Raw genomic sequence first — 18518 nt, 5'->3', positions numbered from 1 at the left:
GATGGAGCCATTTTATCTATGCAAAAAAAGAATTCGCAGTGTGACACTGCGAATTCTTTTTTTTCTTACAATCAATCATTATCATCTTCATTGGATTCACTTTGATCTGTTTCTTCTTCATTATTGTTTTCTTGCTCTTCTTCATTATTTTCATTGTTCTCCTCATTATCTGCAGAAGTATCATCTTCAGGTTGTTTCTCGTTTTCAGGTTCCGGTTCTGGCTCCGGCTCAGGCTCAGGCTTCGGTTCCGGTTTTGGCTCACTGAAGTCGCCAACCACTAAATCTTTTGAAGAAGCGGACTCTTGACCGTAGTAATCAACAGCTTTAATATGGTAAACAGCTTTTGTATTCCCAACATTTAGTTTCGTTTCAGTTGTACTACCAACGAGCTTGAAATTGCTGTCTGGATCATTAGCACGATAAATACGATAGCCAACAACATCATTACTTGATGATTTGTTCCAAGTCAATGCACTTCCTGATTTAGAGACAGAACTTGGTGCGTTTGGTGCTTTATCATCATTCTTTATATCCTCAGTACTAGGGATTTTAACACTGGAACCAAGTGCACTGCTATTTGGTAATAGAGTTTCAGTAATATTACTTAATTTATCAAAGTCGTTCTCTTTCAGCCAATCTGGATTAAAGGAGACACCATTTTCATTTGTGAATTCTTCTGGTGTATTTTCTCCAGCAATAACCGCTTTTCCATTCAACATCACATAACTGCCGCCAATTAGGCTGTTATCTTTTTCGGTTGGAACAAATTTCGAATTGTATATATCTGATCCCACTAAGCCTAAGTCACTACATATACTAGTTGGCAAAAGTCCAGATGTTTTACAATAAGAGCTTGATACGATACCGTCTGGACGCGCAAAATTATTACTAGGAGCCATAAGATCTGGATCGATTTCGGTGGCGAGATTAACGAGCTGTGCCCAAAAAACTTGATTACGTCCACTATAGCCATCTGTTAAAGGTTGATTATAATCATATCCCATCCACGTTCCTACGGTTACATTTGGATTGGTTGCGACAAACCAGGTATCTTTATAGTTATTACCTGTTCCTGTTTTACCTGCCCAATCTACCCCTGGGTTGCTTAAATTTGCTCTTGCTGTGGTAGCGGTACCCTGTGTTACCACGTCTCGCATCATATCGATCATAAGGTAGTTTGTCTGTTCACTAAATACGTTTACTGACTCACTTTCATGTTGATAGGCTACTTCACCCTCGCCTGACTCGATTTTTTCAATAATAAATCCATCAGTAAAGTTTCCGTTGTTCCCAAATGTCGCATAAGCATTTACATTTTCCTCAACACTAGCTTCTGTTGTACCAATTGCTAGTGAGTTGTAGGTTGAGTCTGGAATATTACTAAAGCCCATTTTTTTGTAATACTTCTCGATAGGATTCACACCTATATCTAATATATCTAGAAATACTCTTGTTGCTGGAACATTGTATGACTGTGTTAATGCTTGTCTTGCGGTAACAAGTCCAGCATATCTTTGAGAATAGTTTCTTGGAAATTTTTCATCAGTTGGTAAGTCAACATCTGCAATGATTGATCCAGGTTGAACCGTTCCTTCTTCCATTCCTGGTGCGTAATCTATTAATGGCTTTGCAGTACTACCAATAGATCTTTTTACATCAGTGGCATAGTTTTTATTTGATATATCAAAATCTCGTCCGCCAACAAAGCTAATAATTTTACCAGTAGCATTATCAATTAATACACCACCAACTTGTACAGGTTGAACAAGTGGTTCTTCTTCACCAGTTTCTTCATTAGTAGTCATGATTACTTTTTGCGTATTTTCATTTCTTGCAGTTTTTTCTGGACCATAGTTATTGAAATTAGCTGCAAGATCTTGATGTGCATCAAAGATTTCCTTGTTAATCGTCGTATGGATTTTATAACCACCTTGACTCAATTCTCTTTCTGCTCTAATTTGATACTCTTCGTACAATACTTCATCTAGTAAATCTTCTGCTGTATAACCATCTTCTTCTGCTAATTGTGTTGTTAATATTTCTGTCGATCTATCCTTAATTAGATTTGTTAAATAAGGATATTCCGAAAAACTTGTTGGTGTCGGTTCCGCTAAGTTAGCGACAATATCATATGCTAGTGCTTCTTCATAATCTGCTTCACTTATATATTCTGCCTCGAGCATTCTTGAAAGAACGGTTTTCATTCGATCCATACCTGCTTGGAGACCATCTTCATCTTTTACCTGTCCATTATTAGTAAATGGCGTATAAGTAATTGGACTTTGAGGAAGTCCGGCTATAAACGCTGCTTGTGCAATATTTAAATCTATTGCATCTATATTAAAAATACCTTCCGCTGCTGTTTGAATACCGGCAATATTTCGACCGTTAGCATTTCTGCCGTAAGGTACAATGTTTAAATATGCTTCTAAGATCTCGTCTTTCTCTAAAAATCCCTCTATGCGCATTGCTAACAAGATTTCCTTTGCTTTGCGTTCAAAAGAAACTTCATTTGTTAATATTTGATTTTTGATAATCTGTTGTGTTAACGTACTTCCACCAGACTTTGTTGCAGAATTAGTTACTTCTTGAAATAGTGCACGGAATATTGCTTTTGGAACGACACCATTATGTGTTTCAAAGTAGCCATCTTCTGTTGCAATAATGGCATTTTTAACATTCTCTGATACTTGATCAAGGGTAACTTCTTCCCGATACAAATCAGAACTAACCTCACCCATATAAACCTCATTTGCAAAATAAACTTCTGAAGTTTCAGAGTAATTGTAAATGTCTTCTCTCATATCAGCTTCCGCTCTTACTGGTTCGTCTTTAACTAAAGAAGCAAAATATCCTGCTCCGAGACCACCGGCAAAAAAGAACCCAATCACACCTATAACAATGAAGAAAAGAGTGATGTTCCAGACAACATCATAACTAATACGCGATACACGCTGGACATCTCCTTTCTTCCACAAACTTGTAATGGAAATGTATAATTTATGAAAAAAATGTTTAAAATCCATAATAAGACCTCCTAAAATTCCAATCTATATTATAGCATAAATGTTTTATATTGAATTAATATGTCCAAAAGTTTTATGCTTTCTCTTGCAAATGTAATAAATCTGTGATATTAATGTAACACAATCAAAAATAATTAAAACAGTGAAAGAGTGAAGTAATAGGATAATTCCCTGTCAAAGAGAGCTGACGTTTGGTGTAAGTCAGTACACAATTACCTTATGAATTACGTTCTGGAGTTTCTTCTATAATAGAAGACGGTGCTATACCATGCATCGTTATGTAATGAAGTGGCAACGTTTTGTTGCAACGAGGGTGGTACCGCGAGTATATCTCGTCCCTTTCTTAGGGATAAGATATGCTCGTTTTTTGTTTGCAATTATTTACTAATGAGGAGTGAGAGTTATGGATATTTTAACAGATTTAAAGGAACGTGGATTGGTTCAACAAATGACAGATGAGCAAGGGTTAGAAAAGCAATTAAAGGAAAATGTAGTTACCTTATACTGTGGATTTGATCCAACTGCAGATAGTTTGCATATTGGACATTTAGTTCCAGCACTTATGTTAAAAAGGTTTCAATTAGCTGGGCATAAACCGATTGCACTAATTGGTGGAGGCACAGGCATGATTGGGGATCCAAGTGGTCGATCAACAGAACGCCAGTTAAATGATGAAAAAACGGTTCAACACTTTAGTAACCAAATCAAATTACAGTTAGCTAATATTTTAGATTTTGAAAAAGAAGAAAATGGAGCCGTGGCTCGTAATAATGCAGAATGGCTTGGCAATATGTCGTTAATTGAATTTTTAAGGGATACAGGTAAGCATTTTAGTATTAATTACATGCTAGCGAAAGATTCCGTTCAATCTCGTTTAGAAAATGGTATTTCGTTTACTGAATTCACCTATATGATTCTTCAATCATTTGATTTTTTAAACTTATACGAGAAAGAGAATTGTACCTTGCAAATTGGTGGAAGTGATCAATGGGGAAATATTACCGCTGGAATGGAATTGATTCGAAGATCTAGAACGGAACAAGATGAAACAAAAGTATTTGGTTTGACTGTACCTTTGATTACAAAAGCAGACGGTACAAAGTTCGGTAAAACAGCTGGTGGTGCTGTCTGGTTAGATCCGGACAAGACTTCTCCTTACGAGTTCTACCAATTCTGGATTAATACAGATGATCGTGATGTAATTAAATTTTTAAAATATTTTACTTTCTTAGAGATTCCGGAAGTTGAAAAATTAAAGCAAGAATTAGAAACAGCTCCAGAAAAACGTGTGCCACATATTCGATTAGGTGAAGAAATGACCACATTAGTCCATGGAAAAGAAGCATTAGCCCAAGCGCAAAAAATTTCTAAGGGATTGTTTAGTGGCGATATTAAAGCATTAAATGGTAAAGAAATAGAACAAGGGTTTAAAGATGTACCGACAGTGGAGTTAGTGAAAGAAGAAAAAGCATTAATAGATCTTTTAGTTGAAGCAAAAATAACACCATCAAAACGCCAAGCACGCGAAGATATACAGAATGGTGCAGTTTACATTAATGGCGAGCGGCAACAAGAGTTAACTTATAGTCTAGATGAAAAAGATCGTATTGATGATACATTCACAATTATTCGAAAGGGTAAAAAGAAATATTTTTTAATACGATTCAAGTAATAATAGGAATCACTATTCATTTTAGAATAGTGATTTTTTTTATATATGAAGAAATAAATAAGTTAATACATTGTTTATTGTGTAGAATGTTATAATAAAAGTACTGATAAATAAGCCTTATAGGTAAGATAATATATTAAATTATAGGGTATAGATAGATAACGAAAGGGTGTTAAATGATGAAAAAAGTAGCTGTATTGACTTCTGGTGGTGACTCACAAGGAATGAATAGTGCCATACGTGCTGTTGTACGCACAGGTATTGCAAAAGGTTTTGAGATGATTGGTGTGAAAAGAGGATTTAAAGGTTTAATGGAAAATGATTTTATAACATTAGGCACACAGGATGTAAGTGATATTCTTTATCGTGGAGGGACATTTTTGCAATCTGCACGTTCAGAGGAATTTAAAACAGAAGCTGGACAAAATAAAGCAATTAATAACTTAAAGGAACAAGGAATTGATTCGCTTGTTGTTATTGGAGGAGATGGTAGTTATCGCGGCGCGCAGGCACTTACCAAACGTGGAATTAACACATATGGTTTACCTGGAACAATTGATAATGACATTCCTTTAACAGATTACACGATTGGATTTGATACTACGTTAAACGTGGTTACAGATGCAATTAGTAACCTAAGAGACACAATGAGTAGTCATGAACGTGTCAGTGTAATTGAAGTAATGGGTAGAAGTTGTGGTGATATTGCTCTTCAAGCTGGAATATCAAGTGGGGTTGATGCTGTGTTAATTCCTGAGCATGACTGGAATATCGAGGAAATTTCTAATCAACTTACTAGTGGTTTTCAAAGAGGGAAGACACATAGTATTGTTATGGTTGCAGAAGGCGCTGGAAAAGCTGAGGAAGTCGCTCGTTTAATAAAAGAACATTCAAAATTAGATACAAGACCCACTGTTCTTGGTCATATCCAACGAGGTGGCACTCCAACAGCATTTGATCGCTTATTTACAAGCAGAATGGGGCATAAAGTAATTCAATTGATTGAAGAGGATATTACTGGTGTTGCTTTGGGAATGGAGAAAAATGAAATCACGTATCACACGTTTGATGAAATTTTTAATGCTGAAAATGTAGTGGATGAACAGTTATATCAAATTTTTCAAGATTTAGTTTGATGGAAGGATTTTAATGATCGCAGATAAATGAATAGTAAAAGGCTCACCAAATCTTTGGTGAGCCTTTTGTTAACAAAAAGTATCTTTTATTTTGGGTACAGACAAGCCGAACATTGGGCGGAGGAATAATGCTACAAACGTTCCTGCCAGTGCAAGTGCTCCCCATATATAGCCGTGTAAACTAAATGATGCAATACCACCAAAGTAAGCACCAATATTGCAGCCAAAGGCAAGGCGGGCACCATACCCCATGAAAATGCCGCCTATAACAGACGCAGCGGCGTTCTTACCAGTAATTTTAGTGAACTTGAAAAGACCACCTGCTGCTGAAGCTAGAAATGCGCCTAATATAACACCGAAATTCAATACAGTTGTTGAATCGGCAAAAATTGAAGCGTCGAGTGATGCAGCATTTGCACCTTGCCAATAACCCCAGTTTGCAACATCAAAGCCAACAAATTGCGCAACTTTTGATCCCCATAGAGCAAAAGCTGAAGTAATTCCCCAAGGCGTACCTCGAGTCATTAATGTTATAGCATTTAATACTGCCAAAACAATTGCGGCAGTAAATAATGGCCAAGAACCACGTAAAACACGTTTCCAACCTTTTTCTGAAGGCACGGGAGCCATTTTAGGTGGCTTTCTCTTTTTCTCGACTACTAAGGTAATCCAAGCAATTAGTCCGAATAAAGCAATCGATACTATCCAGGCGCCACCATAGCCTAAACCTGTAGAGGTTGCAAGTGAGATAGGTTCAAATGCCGGTAAGTCTTCGGTCCAAAATGGTAGATGATAAGCACCAATTGTGGCACCAACAATGAAAAAGAGTAGTGTGATAAACATAACAGATCGACCGCCACCTAGTGCGTAAAGTGTACCAGAAGCACAGCCACCGCCTAGTTGCATACCTATACCAAACAGAAATGCGCCTACCAAAAGACTTACGCCAACAGGTGAGACATAACCGGAGACAGCCTCTCCAAAAAATGAATAACCAAAAGCTAGAATTGGAGCAAATAATGTAACGGCAACGGCTAGCATTAACATATGTGCACGTAAGGATTGCCCGTTACCTACAGAAGCTAATCTACGGAATGCTGAAGTGAAACCAAAACGAGCATGAAATAATGTATAACCAATTAAAAGTCCTATTACAAGTAATAAAGGTTGAACAATATTTTGCGTAGCCATCAGATAAATCATTAATAATGCTGAAACAATTAATCCGGCAACTATTAACTTAATCTGTGGCTTATTTAAACCAGCACCTTGTCTTTCTACTGGATCCTTCACATCATTAATAGGTTGAACATTTGTAGCTACTGTATCCATAAAAACACCCTTTCCCGATAAAATTAGTAGTAATTACAATTGTTAATACTATCGGGCATTATGTTAGGAGTCAAGAATCTTAACTCATAAATAAGGACATTCACTCATTATGAGCAAATGTCCTTATTCGAATGCTTGATTAACCGGTGGATGTTTTCTTAGTTGTCTCCGTTTTTCTTTTAGCTGGTGTGGCTTTTTTCTTGCCTTTTTTCGTTCTATTTAGAGATTTTTCTAATGCCTCTTGCAGATCAGTAACATTGCTTGGCTTTTTAGGTTCTTTGGCAGTAGAAATTTCATCACCATCTTTTTTCTTTTGAATAAGGTCTAATAAAGCGGTTCGATAGTCATCGGTATATTTCTCTGGTTCAAAATTTGCTGTTAGTTGATCAATTAACATTTTTGCTGTTTCTAATTCCTTTTTAACAACTGTTGCTTCTTCAGGTATATTAGGAACCTCTTGAAAGCTCCGAACTTCGTCTGGATAGTGAATAGTCTCCATTACTAAAGTATTATTGTAAATTCTTACAACTGAAAGCTGCTCTTTTGATCGAATTGTAATTTTTGCTAATCCTATTTTTTCAGTATCTTTTAATGCTTCCCTTAAGAGAGCATAAGCTTTACCCCCACCATCATCAGGTGATAAATAATAACTTCGGTCAAAATATATTGGATCAATTTCCTCTAACTTCACAAAGTCTACTATCTCAACCGATTTATCATCTTTGTCATCTTTAATCGATTCAAGATCCTCATCTTCTAAAATAACAAATTTATTTTTGGTGTACTCATATCCCTTAACAATATCATCATTCCCAATTTCTTTTTCACAGACGGGGCAAATTTTTTCATATTTAACCGGAGACTTACATTCCTTGTGTAGATTGCGTAGTTTCACATCTTTGTCCTCAGTTGCAGAGTGTAATTTAACTGGAATATTTACTAAGCCGAAACTTATTGTTCCTTTCCACATTGTGTGCATTTTATCACCTCTCGGATATAGTTTTTGCATCCAACTCATAATAATTCAATTATTAGAAAGAATAATATGGAAGGGAGGAGATACTAATGTGGAAACCGATGCTTCCGACACTAGTTGAAGAACCGCCTATAGATAAAAAGTGGTTATATGAAGTGAAATATGACGGTTTTCGTTGTGGTTTGGCATGGGAGAAGAAAACTGTAAAGCTTTGGAGTCGCAATGGCAATGACTTAACTGCTTCTTTTCCAGAGATAATTAACTGGTGTAAGAAAAATCAATATCTTGTTGAAGATCAGTTGCCATTATTTTTTGATGGCGAAATTGTAGTATTACGGACTGAATTTCAATCCGTGTTTTCCCTTGTTCAACAACGTGGCAGATTAAAATCAAAAGATAAAATCAAAGTTGCTAGTCAAAGACGTCCTGCCTCTTTGATGGTCTTTGATATAATTCAATTAAGAGGAGTTCCGCTAGAATCAAAAAAGTTAGCGGAACGTCGTAAACAGTTAGAAATAATAGCGAATAAGTTAGAGATATCTAACTTTGTTTTTAACAGTAGGGTTAACCTTGTACAATCTTTTAAAGAAATAGAAGAAATAACGGCAACTGTAATGCTGCATCAGAGTGAAGGGATTATAGCAAAGCAGAAATCAAGTACATACATAACAGGTAAACGTACTAAACATTGGCTTAAAATCAAAAATTATCGCATCATTCAAGGGATTATATCTGGATGGAACATAGATAATGACTATTTTGAATTGAAAGTGTTTAAACAAGATCAATTAGTACAGCTAGGAAAAGTTAAAAATGGATTTTTAGACGATGATAAGAAGACAGTGAAGGCATTTATTCAAGAAAACGGTAAAAAGACTAATGGATTCTTTTGGGAAGTTACTCCTAGCGTATGTATCGATATTAACTGTTTAGAAGCGGATGATGGAGAGATACGTGAACCGTCATTTCGACAGTTTCGTTTTGAATTATCACCAGAAGATTGCACGATTAATAGCGTTCAAATTGGATTAGCACAATTACCTGAAGAGATTGAAATAGCAAAGCCTGATAAGTTGCTTTTTCCAGATGTGAATAAACAGGTTTACCTTTTGTATTTGCGGTTTATCGCACCTTTTATCTTACCAAAACTAAAAAATAAAAGATTATCGATGATTCGTTATCCTGATGGTATAAAAAAGCATTCTTTTTATCAGAAACATCTACCTGACTATGCACCAGATTATATTCAAACAGTTAATGGGGAAGATAATAAAGAGGACATTTTATGTAATGATTTAAGAAGTTTACTTTGGTTTGGAAATCATGCATCCTTGGAATTTCATATTCCATTTCACACAATAGATTCAGACTACCCAGATGAGATAGTATTTGATTTAGATCCGCCTTCTTTAACGGAATTCCCGTTGGCAGTAACTGCAGCCCAATTAATTAAAGAAATGGTAGAGCATCAAGGTTTTATCCCGTTTGTTAAAACGTCGGGGAGAACAGGACTCCAAGTTCATATTCCAATGAAACCAAAGAGTATGTCTTTTACCGAGACACGTATTTTTATGGAAGCAGTTGCAAACGTTCTTGTCGATAATTACCCGAAACTATTTACGATTGAACGTCTAAAAAAGAATCGTGGTAACCGTTTATATATCGATTATGTACAACATGCACCTGGTAAAACGATTATTGCGCCATACTCACCAAGAGCAACAAATGAAGCAACAATAGCCACACCTTTAAACTGGAACGAAGTAAATGAGCAGTTAGATCCGAAAGCATTCACAATGAAAACAATTCCTAAGCGATTGCTAGAGAAAGGTTGTCCATGGGAAATGAAATAGGAAACACGTATCAGTTAGCTTTCGTCTAAACAAAAGTTAATCTAATACGTGTTTCTTTGTCACAATTTACTATGCTTCATTAGTAATCAAATATTTTGTTAGTGCAGATGAAGCGGATAATGATGATAATAAACTACTTTCTATAGAGAGCTCATCTGTTTTTGTTGTTACGTATGAGTCAACTAAACTTAGGTTGTTCGTTAAATCTTCAAGACGTTGTTGTTCTGACTCTGAGCTCGTTTCATCTACTTCTGATTCATAACTGCTAACTTGTGATTGAAGTCTTTCCTTAGCTTCTGTTAAAAGTTGAAGCTGTTGAACTTGAAAGCTTGTTTGTAAAAAAGTTGAGAGTTCATCTGAAGCTGTTATAGCTGAGCTATTACTGTAATTATAATAATTCGTCTCGGTGCTTTCTTCATTTAATAGTACGTTAGCCAGTTCAGCATTAATACTTGCAAGCTCTTCTTGTATAGTCTCAAGCGTAGTTTCATCTATTGTACTTGTTTTCTGCGTTAATAAGTCAGTACGCGTTTGTAATAAAGTATCAAGAGAAGAAGTTGAACTTGCTTCAGTAGCTCCTTGCAGGTAAGAAGCAAAGTTACTTATGGAAGTAAGATCAGTATTACTTGATGAAGTGCTTGATTCTGACATAGTCGTGTTTGCGGCTAGAGCTGTATACAAATTGGAATAGGCCGTTGATAAGTTACTTATGTTAATTGACATTCTTGCACTTCCTTTCATTAGACTGAATTATTCAAGCATATTCTATCAAGTCAATGTGTCAGTAATAAGTTAAAATAAATTTTCATAAAAAAAAGCCCTAAAACATTGTTTTAGGGCTTTCATACTAAATATAACGTATTAACGTGAGTAGAAATGAACGTAATGCAAAAGCCTTGTTATATCAATGGTTGAGCGGTTATTTTTTAGAACTGGCCGAAAAAGTGGCCGAAACCTCATTCATAGAAGCACTAAACATATCAACAATCTCTCTCTCGGTTTCTTTGAATGTATGGCCGTATATATCCAGGATCATCATAGGAGTGTTTCCAAGTCGTTCAGCTACATATTTGACACCTACGCCTTGATTGATTAATAAAGTGGCGTGTGTATGCCTTAATCCATGTGGTGTGATAGCGTTTATGTCAGTACGTTTAATGCAACGTCTTAGAGCGTACAGAATTGATGAATCGGTGTATGCTTCTCCAGTCTGAAAAGAAATGAAAATATAATCATCATTCTTTAATTTTTTACCAAACGATAACTTTGTTTCTTTGCACCATGTTTTGTATAATTGGAGTTGGTTAATTAGTTTGTCATCAATTGAAATAGTTCTATAACTGTTATTTGTTTTAGGTGTTCTAGCACCTTTATTATCCCTTGTACGCTCCACTGTGAGCGTTTTTTCTTTTATATCAATATTACTCCACTTCAAACCAAAAGATTCTCCACGCCTTAAACCTGTGTATGCTAAAAGCAATAAAATAGTATAGACAGTTATGTTCTCATTTTCCTTAGCATCCCTTAAAAGAATGTGCAATTCCTTAGCGTATAAGAAATTCCCTTGTAATTTATCGTCATCTTGTAAGTTCTGATTTATCGTTATTTTTGTGAAACGATTACGAGGTAAGATTTCATCATCTACAGCAGCGTTAATCCCTATTTTAAATAACCTATGAAATAACTGAACGCTGCTAGGCTTGTAGGATTTAAGCAGTTTATTAATAAATACACGTTTGTATGTGGTTTTATCTAGATCGTGTAATTTATAATGACCCAGTAACGGTTTAATAACAATTCTTATGGCCATTTCTCTTTGTTGTTTAGAAGTTACCTTCCAATCACTCTGATGAGTTTCAAACCATATATTAAACCACTTGCTAATTGTTAAATTACTATGGTCTATTTCCTTTATAAATCCATTAACTGTTTTGGATTTCACTTCTAATAAAGAGCGGTAAGCTTCTTTCTCACTAATGAATCCTCTTTTCTTCTTCTCTTTCCATTTCCCTGTGTAATCTTTATAACTATGGCGGTACATCCAACGCTTTTCATCTTTAGCATTGAGATAATAATACAGTTCAGGATCTTTTTTTGACTTTTGTAATTTAGTCATTTTACCTTTCCTCTCACAGCATGGCAGGCTTAGATAAAGGAAGGTTTGTTTGAAAGGATAAGCGGTTGTGAATTCATACGGAAATTCCGTATCAGTCATTTAAATTAGTCTGAAAATAATGCTTCAATATATGAATTGATAAGTTTATTTTGTTTAATAGAAATTGATTTGCCTTTATAAGTAATATTATCTTTTGATAAAAAAATATTAAGGTCCAAATGTAAGTTGTGTTTCTTTGAAATCTTTCTTAGATCTCCAATAAGATTTAAAACCCACTCTGAGCGATAAGTAGAATTTGAAATTTGGTCTCTGATCCATTTAGGAGTAATTTTTTCATCGACTTCTAGTAAATTATCGTAATCTTTTTCCAATTGCTTTATATCATCATTTATGACATCTGAAAAATCATCATTAATTGTCAATTCATTAAGTACTTCATCAAGATTTGAATAAAACCACTCTTGCATCTCTAAATCAACATCTGATGTGTCTATATATCCAGCTTCTTTAAGTAGTTTGTTATATGGAACACCTAGTCCCTTTGCTAATTTCTTTATTATTTCTGGTTTAGGTGTATTTCTCTTATTGTTTTCTATCTGAGATATATAAGGGTGAGAGAGATTCCCTAATTTTGCAACATCTTTTAAAGATAATTTTTTATCTGTTCTAATCTTTCTAATCTTTCCACCAAAATCAGACACATTCACACCTCCATTTATTTGTATATATTTAGTATAATAAACGAATTTAACAATTGCAACAAAATCATTTAAAAAACTGTTGCAAATGATAACCTTTTGTTATATACTATTATTAACTTCAAGGGGAGGTGAAAAGTTTTGATTATAGTAAAGCCTAAAAACCCAACAGAAATTAGGATATTAATTGCAGAAGGTGGAAACAGTTTAAGAACATTTGCTGAAGAAATTGGTATTTCTCACCCTTATGTATCACAAATCTTAAATTTCAAAAGAAACCCTTCACCTGTAGCAGCTGCAAAGATTGCTGAAGGGCTAGGTTTAAAACTTGGAGATATTTTTTTAATTGAAAGTGTTGCAAATGATAACCTAGTTAAAGAAATTTAGTGAATGTCCTTTATTTTAAAATTTTGAAATCACTCTCTACGATTTAAAATTCAAAAAAATTTAGGTGTGATAACACTAGTTAGACAAATAAACAAACACGCTTCTTCTCTCAAACAGAAATGTCAGAGAAACAAAGAAATCTAGCTAGTGAGAGAATAAAAAATTACATGAAAAGAAGGAGGAATAAACAATGATTCAAGAAAATTGGGTGGTATTCACAGCTGACGATACAAGGTTTGTTTTCGATATGAACCAGGTGTCTAAAATTGAACGTGAATTACGAAAAGAAGGAATGCCTTATAGAACTATTTACTACAGAGATAATGAACCAATTAAATACGTTGAGGGCAAAGGTTATGAAGTAATGACCAATGAAGAAGTATCAGCAATTATTATTAGTGCGCAACCCAGCAATTCAGAAGATAAAAAAATACTTTCATTAGATGACCAAGACAAAGATTTTGTATGCCATGATCCAGAAGGTGTTTTAGAAATCACAAAGACACTTGAAGCGGCTGCAACAAAAGAAGGACCTTATATTATGCAGGTCACTGATGAAAAAGGAACAAGGCCATATGAAGCCAGTAGAGAAGAGTTCTTGGACCACTATATTAATTGGTCTATTGATCAACTTTATTGCCTTGTGGATCCAGAAGAGTAGAAAGGGGTGAAGTAAAAGGTGATTCCAGCACAAATTAATGTAGAGGTGAATGAAGAAGAAATTAAAGAATATATCCAACAAAAAATTAATCAGCAACTTACAGATCAACTTCATTTTGTAGATATAAATAGACTAGTGTATATGACTAGCTTATCGAAACGGTATCTTGAAGATGAGTTTTTACACAAACCTAGTGTCAAATTGCTAGAAAGACGTAAAAACGAAAGAGGAAAGCGTATATGGCTCTATCCTCAAGTCTTAGAAGCAATAAAATCGATTATGGATAGTGATTGGTAATTAAAAATAAGCATGGCAGGCTTAGGTAAAAGAATTTATTAACTCGTACCAAATTGATACGAGTTGTTAACAACCGTACGCAAATTGAGGATGGTTGAAGGAATGAATCTAGCAATCTATTGAGAGGGGAAACAAAATGAAAAATACGAACATGAGTCAATTAATAGAGTTAGATTGTAATACTGGGTGCACGTTGAATTCCTTAACAGAAATGGAAGGTGCATTGATGTTACTGGATGATCTTGTTGCAGATATGAAAGATCATCCAGAAGCAGCTGCTTCTTACGTAGCGGAAGGAATTATTACTAAGAAATTATCAGCTATTAATTTAGCGTTGAAAACGTGCCTTTATGATAGTCAAAAGGAAATTAACTCAGCTCATAAAATTGTACAACAATTAGTTGATAACGACAGGAGAGCAGAAGATGAAAGCAATTAAAGATTTATATCCAATCTACCGCAGATTATTTAAAAAAGCTGTAAGAGAAATGCTAAATAGCGATAATAGAAACCTTGCTCACAAGTCTGTATTTAATGGGGTTAGAATGTTTAATTTGATGCCTGATTTATATTCTAACAAAGATGAAATGCATAAATTCAATGTGGCAGTTGGAATAAAAGATGCAGTTGGTTTTCTTACACCTACTGAATTTATGACTATCTTCCCACCACAAAAAGAATATGACGGTCACAAATACGATTGTAAGGACTACTGGAGCACTATGCAGGAAGTTAACAAACTAGATCTTAATACACCTATTGCAGATCAGATAGACCCTTTAGAATTTATGTTTGAATATCACAATTGGGATATACACCACTTCAATGTAAAAGTATTAGGTTGTTTAAGTAATCTAAGGCAATCAAAAGGTCAATTAGACCTTATGGAAGAGTTTATGGCAAAACAAGGTATGAAAACACCAAACACATTTAAAAGCGGTTCAGGTGACACGTTATATGTACGAAATGGTAAGCCAGAGGTAATAAGCAGTGTTCAATCCAAAAAACTAAAGTTAGTCAAATAAAAGAGGTGAAACAAATGAAATCACTCAGAAAAATAAACGATTACTTTTCGAGACAGATCAGTTCCACCCAGAAATGTTGTATTTCTATATTTCGATTATGTTCATGTTATTGATAAGTGTTTTAGCGTTGGTAGCGCAATTTACAGGGTGAAGGAATTAGCGTTCCTGATCCCGTTGTTTATCAATAACTATTTGTATGAATTATACAGAAATACTTTTGGGAGTGCAAGTAGGTTACTAATTAATGATTATCATGGTCCGAAGAAAAAGTCAAAAGAACTTTTGTAAAAAAGGTTAATTTTTTCTCTAGTTGAGATTATTAGGCATGTTAACCCTGCAAGATAGCATAAAAGTGCTCCTCTTAAGTCAGAGCCATAGTTAATTGTTTCTATAGTGAGTTCATTTAAATTCCCCATGAATTCTGAAGAAGCGTGTTCGACATCAGGTGGAGAAATACTTTCATCTAAAGGGCTAACATTAACTAATGAAAATAGCGGATCAAAAAGTTCTGAAGCTATTTCTGTGAGATTAACATAACCAATCTGTAAGTTTATGGCGATTAATGTAAAAACCATAGAAACAATAAAAAATAATTTATTGATATAAAACACCCTTTCTACGTTCTAAGCATCATAAAGATATATACGTATGTTTGTTTTTAAAGTTTCACATATTCATAGAAAAATATAAATGGTCTATTAAAAATTCAAGAATATTGAGAGGTGAGGTGATTTGGCAGATGTACAGAAGGAGAAGGGTTTCACACAAGTAGCTAATCAAATTTTTGAAGAAATAGTTACTAGAAAATTAAATGCAAGTCAATTAGATATTATTATGGTCGTTTGGAGATACACTTACGGTTTTCATAGAAAAGATCATGAATTGTCAGTTAGTTTCTTTGTTAATAGTACAGGACTATCCAAGAAAAATGTAAAAAAAACATTGAATGATCTACTTGAAGCACACGTATTAATCAAAACTCAAAATCATTCCTTTCATCAAACCAGAAAATTAGCATTTAATAAAAATTATGATGAATGGTTAATTGAACGCAGAAATATTGAGGGTACCAATTCTACCCCAGGTGTCGAAATGGTACCCTCTAGAGGGGGTGAATTGGTTACCTCTAGAGGGGTGCAATTGGTACCCCAAGAAAGAAAGAGTAAAGAAAACTATAAAGAAAAAATATACATGGATTTTCAAATCCATGGCGATTCCTTTTTAAAAATTTATAATGATCGATTTGAAGAGAAGTTCAATAAGCAGCATATGAGAGTTACACCAGAACAAGAATCTACGATTTATGATCATTTAGAAAAAATGAAATCAAAAGTTGATATAGAAGAATTTCAATCTATTGTAGATCTACACTTTAATAGCCTTCCTAAAAATAACAATGGAAATTTCTTATACTTTATTAGTGTTTTTCTTAGGCATTTAGGAGAGATAAAGAAGGAGAAAGAAACTATCTGGGATTAATAAAACACCTTAGAAAGGAGGGACGTTCTTGTCTAATAATTTAAAAGGTTATATCAGTGTTGATTTTGGTATAGACACAGTTTTTTTGCTTCATAAAGTACATGGCCGTTTTACTGAAATGGAATTAGATAAAGGTGATTTAATCTTGATAAAAGCACCTTTTAAAAATGAGGAGTATATGACTTTAGAAAAGACATTTAATACATTATTCAATGATCTAGAAAAATATGAAGGATACCTGGCTAAAGTAACTATAAATCCAGATACAACTAGCAAATTGGATCACAAAAATAAAATGTATAACATTAAACAATTGTTTGAAGATGTTTCGGCCAAAAGGCTAACACATGAAGAAGCTTCAGAAATAGCAATGAGGTGGGAGTCCGCTTATGAGGATTGCGAAATTGATTAATAAATACTGGGATCTCCAGGAAGAAATAGATACAGAATTAAAGAGAACTTTGATGATGTTACAGAAAGCTACTAATAAGCAGGTGATGTTTAAATGTATGAGTGGTTAAAGACTTTTAAAGAAATACAAGAAGAGATAGATGTTCTTGTAGGGGAAATATACCAAACAGAAACAGAATTAAAGCGCTGGGTAGTAGGTGATCTACAAAATGTAAAACTAAAGTGGGAAAGCAAAGGTGCACAGGTTGAAGAGTATCTGAAGAAACAAATGGCCGATCTTTTCCATAAAGAAAAAGAAATGGACGAACTTATTCGTTTAGTTAAAACATTCAAAGGACTAGATAACCAGGTTCTTAGATTGAAATATATTGATGGTCTAACCTTAGAATTAATAGGAGAAGAATTAAATTATAGCACTCAATATATTGGTCAGGTACACGCTGAATTATTGCGAAAAATTAAGGGGATATGAAATGTACGAATCACTTGAAAAATTTCAATTGTTGGAAGAAGAAATAGCCTATCTCGAATTTGAACTTAATCGAATTAAAAGGGACTTGAATCAGGATAGTAATTGCAGATCAATTCAAGAGAAGTCAAAACAAATAACAGACGATCTTATTTCTAAGAAAGAGCAGCGTGATGAAGCTATAAATCTACTAAATAAGTTCAAGGGTCTTGAAAATAAAATATTGTACGGCAAATACGTTGAAGGAAAGACGTTGGTAAGAATAGCTAAGGAATTGCATTACAATGTCAATTGGATCTATCAAAAACATGTTGCACTGATAAGAATGATTAAGTTTGCTGAATTAATGATCAAGGAGGGTGAGCAGTGGAGGAAAGCACTAGACTAATAGATTTGTATGGTCATTCAGTTGGTACATTGCACAAAGATAAATACATTATGGTTTTACTATTCGCAGATGATAATCATGGAAAGATAGTTTGCACCATTCCAAATGAATGTATGTTGTACCGTGGCTTTAAACGTAACGCAAGGTATCACTTGAAAGTTGAGTTAAAAGGAAAATCAAAAATCGTACCAAATGGAACTAGTTTCACAAAAAATACTTTGATTGTGAAAAGTGCGAAATTAATATAAGCCCCCCTATCAAAAAACTATTTTTTTCAGCTCGGGGAGATAGGTAGGGGGGAGTTACGCATCTCGCTAGACAAAATTCAAAAAAATAAGAGGGGGGTCAAATGGAACGTAATCTCGAGTTAAAAATCAACCAATTAAGTAAAAATAAACGAGAAAAGATAGATTTGCTTTTTAAAAACTATGATATTGCAATGAAGGGAAATAACCAAAATAAAAAACATGAATCTACCAAAGAACTAGCTGAAGCGGTTCATCAAGTTCGATATGGAAGGTTTATGGTACCAGCAAATCAAAAGGGATCTTGGATTGATAGAGTTAAAAAAATAATGAAGGGTGGTGAGTAA

General features: G+C 34.3%; 21 protein-coding genes and 1 other annotated feature. Of the genes, 14 read left to right on the top strand and 7 right to left on the bottom strand.

Annotated elements, in window-relative coordinates:
* Positions 1 to 71: 71 nt before the first annotated feature.
* A complete protein-coding gene (locus D2K60_RS18830; RefSeq protein ID WP_117170610.1) occupies positions 72 to 3026 on the bottom strand; it encodes a transglycosylase domain-containing protein in 2955 nt (984 codons plus the stop codon).
* Positions 3027 to 3159: 133 nt separating this feature from the next.
* Positions 3160 to 3369: a binding site (T-box leader), on the top strand.
* 60 nt (positions 3370 to 3429) lie between these two features.
* Between D2K60_RS18830 and tyrS the strand changes: the two genes are divergently transcribed.
* Both tyrS and pfkA read left to right on the top strand, forming a co-directional pair.
* Complete coding sequence (gene tyrS, locus D2K60_RS18825) at positions 3430 to 4698, top strand: tyrosine--tRNA ligase (RefSeq protein WP_117170608.1); 1269 nt, start codon at positions 3430 to 3432, stop codon at positions 4696 to 4698.
* 179 nt (positions 4699 to 4877) lie between these two features.
* The gene (gene pfkA / locus D2K60_RS18820) at positions 4878 to 5834 is read left to right on the top strand and encodes a 6-phosphofructokinase (RefSeq protein ID WP_117170606.1); all 957 of its coding nucleotides are present in this window, start codon (positions 4878 to 4880) and stop codon (positions 5832 to 5834) included.
* 69 nt (positions 5835 to 5903) lie between these two features.
* Here pfkA and D2K60_RS18815 read toward each other — a convergent pair whose 3' ends face one another.
* Together D2K60_RS18815 and ku are read right to left on the bottom strand one after the other, a co-directional pair.
* Positions 5904 to 7166, bottom strand: a complete 1263-nt coding sequence (locus D2K60_RS18815) for a YeeE/YedE family protein (protein ID WP_117170605.1) — start codon at positions 7164 to 7166, stop codon at positions 5904 to 5906.
* Between the two features lie 139 nt (positions 7167 to 7305).
* Positions 7306 to 8145: a non-homologous end joining protein Ku gene (gene ku / locus D2K60_RS18810; protein ID WP_117170604.1), complete on the bottom strand. Its 840-nt coding sequence runs from the start codon at positions 8143 to 8145 to the stop codon at positions 7306 to 7308.
* A gap of 86 nt (positions 8146 to 8231) precedes the next feature.
* On the opposite strand from ku, the gene ligD reads away from it, so the two are divergent.
* Complete coding sequence (gene ligD, locus D2K60_RS18805) at positions 8232 to 9995, top strand: DNA ligase D (RefSeq protein ID WP_117170603.1); 1764 nt, start codon at positions 8232 to 8234, stop codon at positions 9993 to 9995.
* Between the two features lie 69 nt (positions 9996 to 10064).
* On the opposite strand, the gene D2K60_RS18800 is transcribed toward ligD, so the two are convergent.
* From D2K60_RS18800 to D2K60_RS18790, 3 genes are all read right to left on the bottom strand, one after another.
* The gene (locus D2K60_RS18800; RefSeq protein ID WP_117170602.1) at positions 10065 to 10718 is read right to left on the bottom strand and encodes a hypothetical protein; all 654 of its coding nucleotides are present in this window, start codon (positions 10716 to 10718) and stop codon (positions 10065 to 10067) included.
* Positions 10719 to 10914: 196 nt separating this feature from the next.
* Entirely contained in the window at positions 10915 to 12111 is a 1197-nt protein-coding gene (locus D2K60_RS18795; protein ID WP_117170601.1) for a site-specific integrase, read from the bottom strand.
* Positions 12112 to 12215: 104 nt separating this feature from the next.
* On the bottom strand, positions 12216 to 12812 hold the full coding sequence (locus tag D2K60_RS18790) for a helix-turn-helix domain-containing protein (protein ID WP_162880793.1): 597 nt from the start codon (positions 12810 to 12812) through the stop codon (positions 12216 to 12218).
* Positions 12813 to 12950: 138 nt separating this feature from the next.
* On the opposite strand from D2K60_RS18790, the gene D2K60_RS18785 reads away from it, so the two are divergent.
* From D2K60_RS18785 to D2K60_RS18765, 5 genes are all read left to right on the top strand, one after another.
* Positions 12951 to 13196 (top strand): helix-turn-helix domain-containing protein, encoded by a 246-nt coding sequence (locus tag D2K60_RS18785; protein WP_117170599.1) that lies wholly within the window; start codon positions 12951 to 12953, stop codon positions 13194 to 13196.
* A 190-nt stretch (positions 13197 to 13386) separates the two neighbouring features.
* Positions 13387 to 13857, top strand: coding sequence for a hypothetical protein (locus tag D2K60_RS18780; RefSeq protein WP_117170598.1), 471 nt, complete (start codon positions 13387 to 13389; stop codon positions 13855 to 13857).
* Positions 13858 to 13875: 18 nt separating this feature from the next.
* Complete coding sequence (locus tag D2K60_RS18775) at positions 13876 to 14154, top strand: hypothetical protein (RefSeq protein ID WP_117170597.1); 279 nt, start codon at positions 13876 to 13878, stop codon at positions 14152 to 14154.
* A 136-nt stretch (positions 14155 to 14290) separates the two neighbouring features.
* Positions 14291 to 14593, top strand: a complete 303-nt coding sequence (locus D2K60_RS18770; protein ID WP_117170596.1) for a hypothetical protein — start codon at positions 14291 to 14293, stop codon at positions 14591 to 14593.
* Positions 14580 to 15179, top strand: a complete 600-nt coding sequence (locus tag D2K60_RS18765; protein WP_117170595.1) for a hypothetical protein — start codon at positions 14580 to 14582, stop codon at positions 15177 to 15179. The genes D2K60_RS18770 and D2K60_RS18765 overlap by 14 nt, the downstream gene beginning before the upstream one ends.
* Positions 15180 to 15430: 251 nt before the next feature.
* On the opposite strand, the gene D2K60_RS18760 is transcribed toward D2K60_RS18765, so the two are convergent.
* The gene (locus D2K60_RS18760) at positions 15431 to 15790 is read right to left on the bottom strand and encodes a hypothetical protein (protein WP_162880792.1); all 360 of its coding nucleotides are present in this window, start codon (positions 15788 to 15790) and stop codon (positions 15431 to 15433) included.
* 121 nt (positions 15791 to 15911) lie between these two features.
* On the opposite strand from D2K60_RS18760, the gene D2K60_RS18755 reads away from it, so the two are divergent.
* The 6 genes from D2K60_RS18755 (at position 15912) to D2K60_RS18730 (ending at position 18518) form a co-directional block, all read left to right on the top strand.
* A complete protein-coding gene (locus D2K60_RS18755) occupies positions 15912 to 16658 on the top strand; it encodes a replication protein (RefSeq protein WP_117170593.1) in 747 nt (248 codons plus the stop codon).
* A 28-nt stretch (positions 16659 to 16686) separates the two neighbouring features.
* The gene (locus D2K60_RS18750; protein ID WP_117170592.1) at positions 16687 to 17070 is read left to right on the top strand and encodes a hypothetical protein; all 384 of its coding nucleotides are present in this window, start codon (positions 16687 to 16689) and stop codon (positions 17068 to 17070) included.
* Between the two features lie 93 nt (positions 17071 to 17163).
* Positions 17164 to 17541 carry a hypothetical protein gene (locus tag D2K60_RS18745; protein WP_117170591.1) on the top strand — a complete coding sequence of 126 codons (378 nt, stop codon included), beginning with the start codon at positions 17164 to 17166 and terminating at the stop codon, positions 17539 to 17541.
* A gap of 1 nt (position 17542) precedes the next feature.
* Positions 17543 to 17926 carry a hypothetical protein gene (locus D2K60_RS18740; RefSeq protein ID WP_117170590.1) on the top strand — a complete coding sequence of 128 codons (384 nt, stop codon included), beginning with the start codon at positions 17543 to 17545 and terminating at the stop codon, positions 17924 to 17926.
* The gene (locus tag D2K60_RS18735) at positions 17905 to 18174 is read left to right on the top strand and encodes a hypothetical protein (protein WP_117170589.1); all 270 of its coding nucleotides are present in this window, start codon (positions 17905 to 17907) and stop codon (positions 18172 to 18174) included. The genes D2K60_RS18740 and D2K60_RS18735 overlap by 22 nt, the downstream gene beginning before the upstream one ends.
* Positions 18175 to 18275: 101 nt before the next feature.
* Positions 18276 to 18518, top strand: coding sequence for a hypothetical protein (locus D2K60_RS18730; protein WP_117170588.1), 243 nt, complete (start codon positions 18276 to 18278; stop codon positions 18516 to 18518).

The sequence above is a fragment of the Paraliobacillus sediminis genome, assembly GCF_003426055.1.
Note: the sequence above shows the minus strand (reverse complement) of the source record. Positions and strands in the feature narration are given on the sequence as shown.

Coding starts and splice junctions, on each gene's coding strand:
- D2K60_RS18830 (WP_117170610.1), bottom strand. CDS start 3,026: ATGGATTTTAAACATTTTTTTCATAAATTATACATTTCCATTACAAGT.
- D2K60_RS18815 (WP_117170605.1), bottom strand. CDS start 7,166: ATGGATACAGTAGCTACAAATGTTCAACCTATTAATGATGTGAAGGAT.
- D2K60_RS18745 (WP_117170591.1), top strand. CDS start 17,164: ATGTATGAGTGGTTAAAGACTTTTAAAGAAATACAAGAAGAGATAGAT.
- D2K60_RS18730 (WP_117170588.1), top strand. CDS start 18,276: ATGGAACGTAATCTCGAGTTAAAAATCAACCAATTAAGTAAAAATAAA.
- pfkA (WP_117170606.1), top strand. CDS start 4,878: ATGAAAAAAGTAGCTGTATTGACTTCTGGTGGTGACTCACAAGGAATG.
- D2K60_RS18795 (WP_117170601.1), bottom strand. CDS start 12,111: ATGACTAAATTACAAAAGTCAAAAAAAGATCCTGAACTGTATTATTAT.
- D2K60_RS18765 (WP_117170595.1), top strand. CDS start 14,580: ATGAAAGCAATTAAAGATTTATATCCAATCTACCGCAGATTATTTAAA.
- ligD (WP_117170603.1), top strand. CDS start 8,232: ATGTGGAAACCGATGCTTCCGACACTAGTTGAAGAACCGCCTATAGAT.
- D2K60_RS18770 (WP_117170596.1), top strand. CDS start 14,291: ATGAAAAATACGAACATGAGTCAATTAATAGAGTTAGATTGTAATACT.
- D2K60_RS18780 (WP_117170598.1), top strand. CDS start 13,387: ATGATTCAAGAAAATTGGGTGGTATTCACAGCTGACGATACAAGGTTT.
- D2K60_RS18740 (WP_117170590.1), top strand. CDS start 17,543: ATGTACGAATCACTTGAAAAATTTCAATTGTTGGAAGAAGAAATAGCC.
- tyrS (WP_117170608.1), top strand. CDS start 3,430: ATGGATATTTTAACAGATTTAAAGGAACGTGGATTGGTTCAACAAATG.
- D2K60_RS18800 (WP_117170602.1), bottom strand. CDS start 10,718: ATGTCAATTAACATAAGTAACTTATCAACGGCCTATTCCAATTTGTAT.
- ku (WP_117170604.1), bottom strand. CDS start 8,145: ATGCACACAATGTGGAAAGGAACAATAAGTTTCGGCTTAGTAAATATT.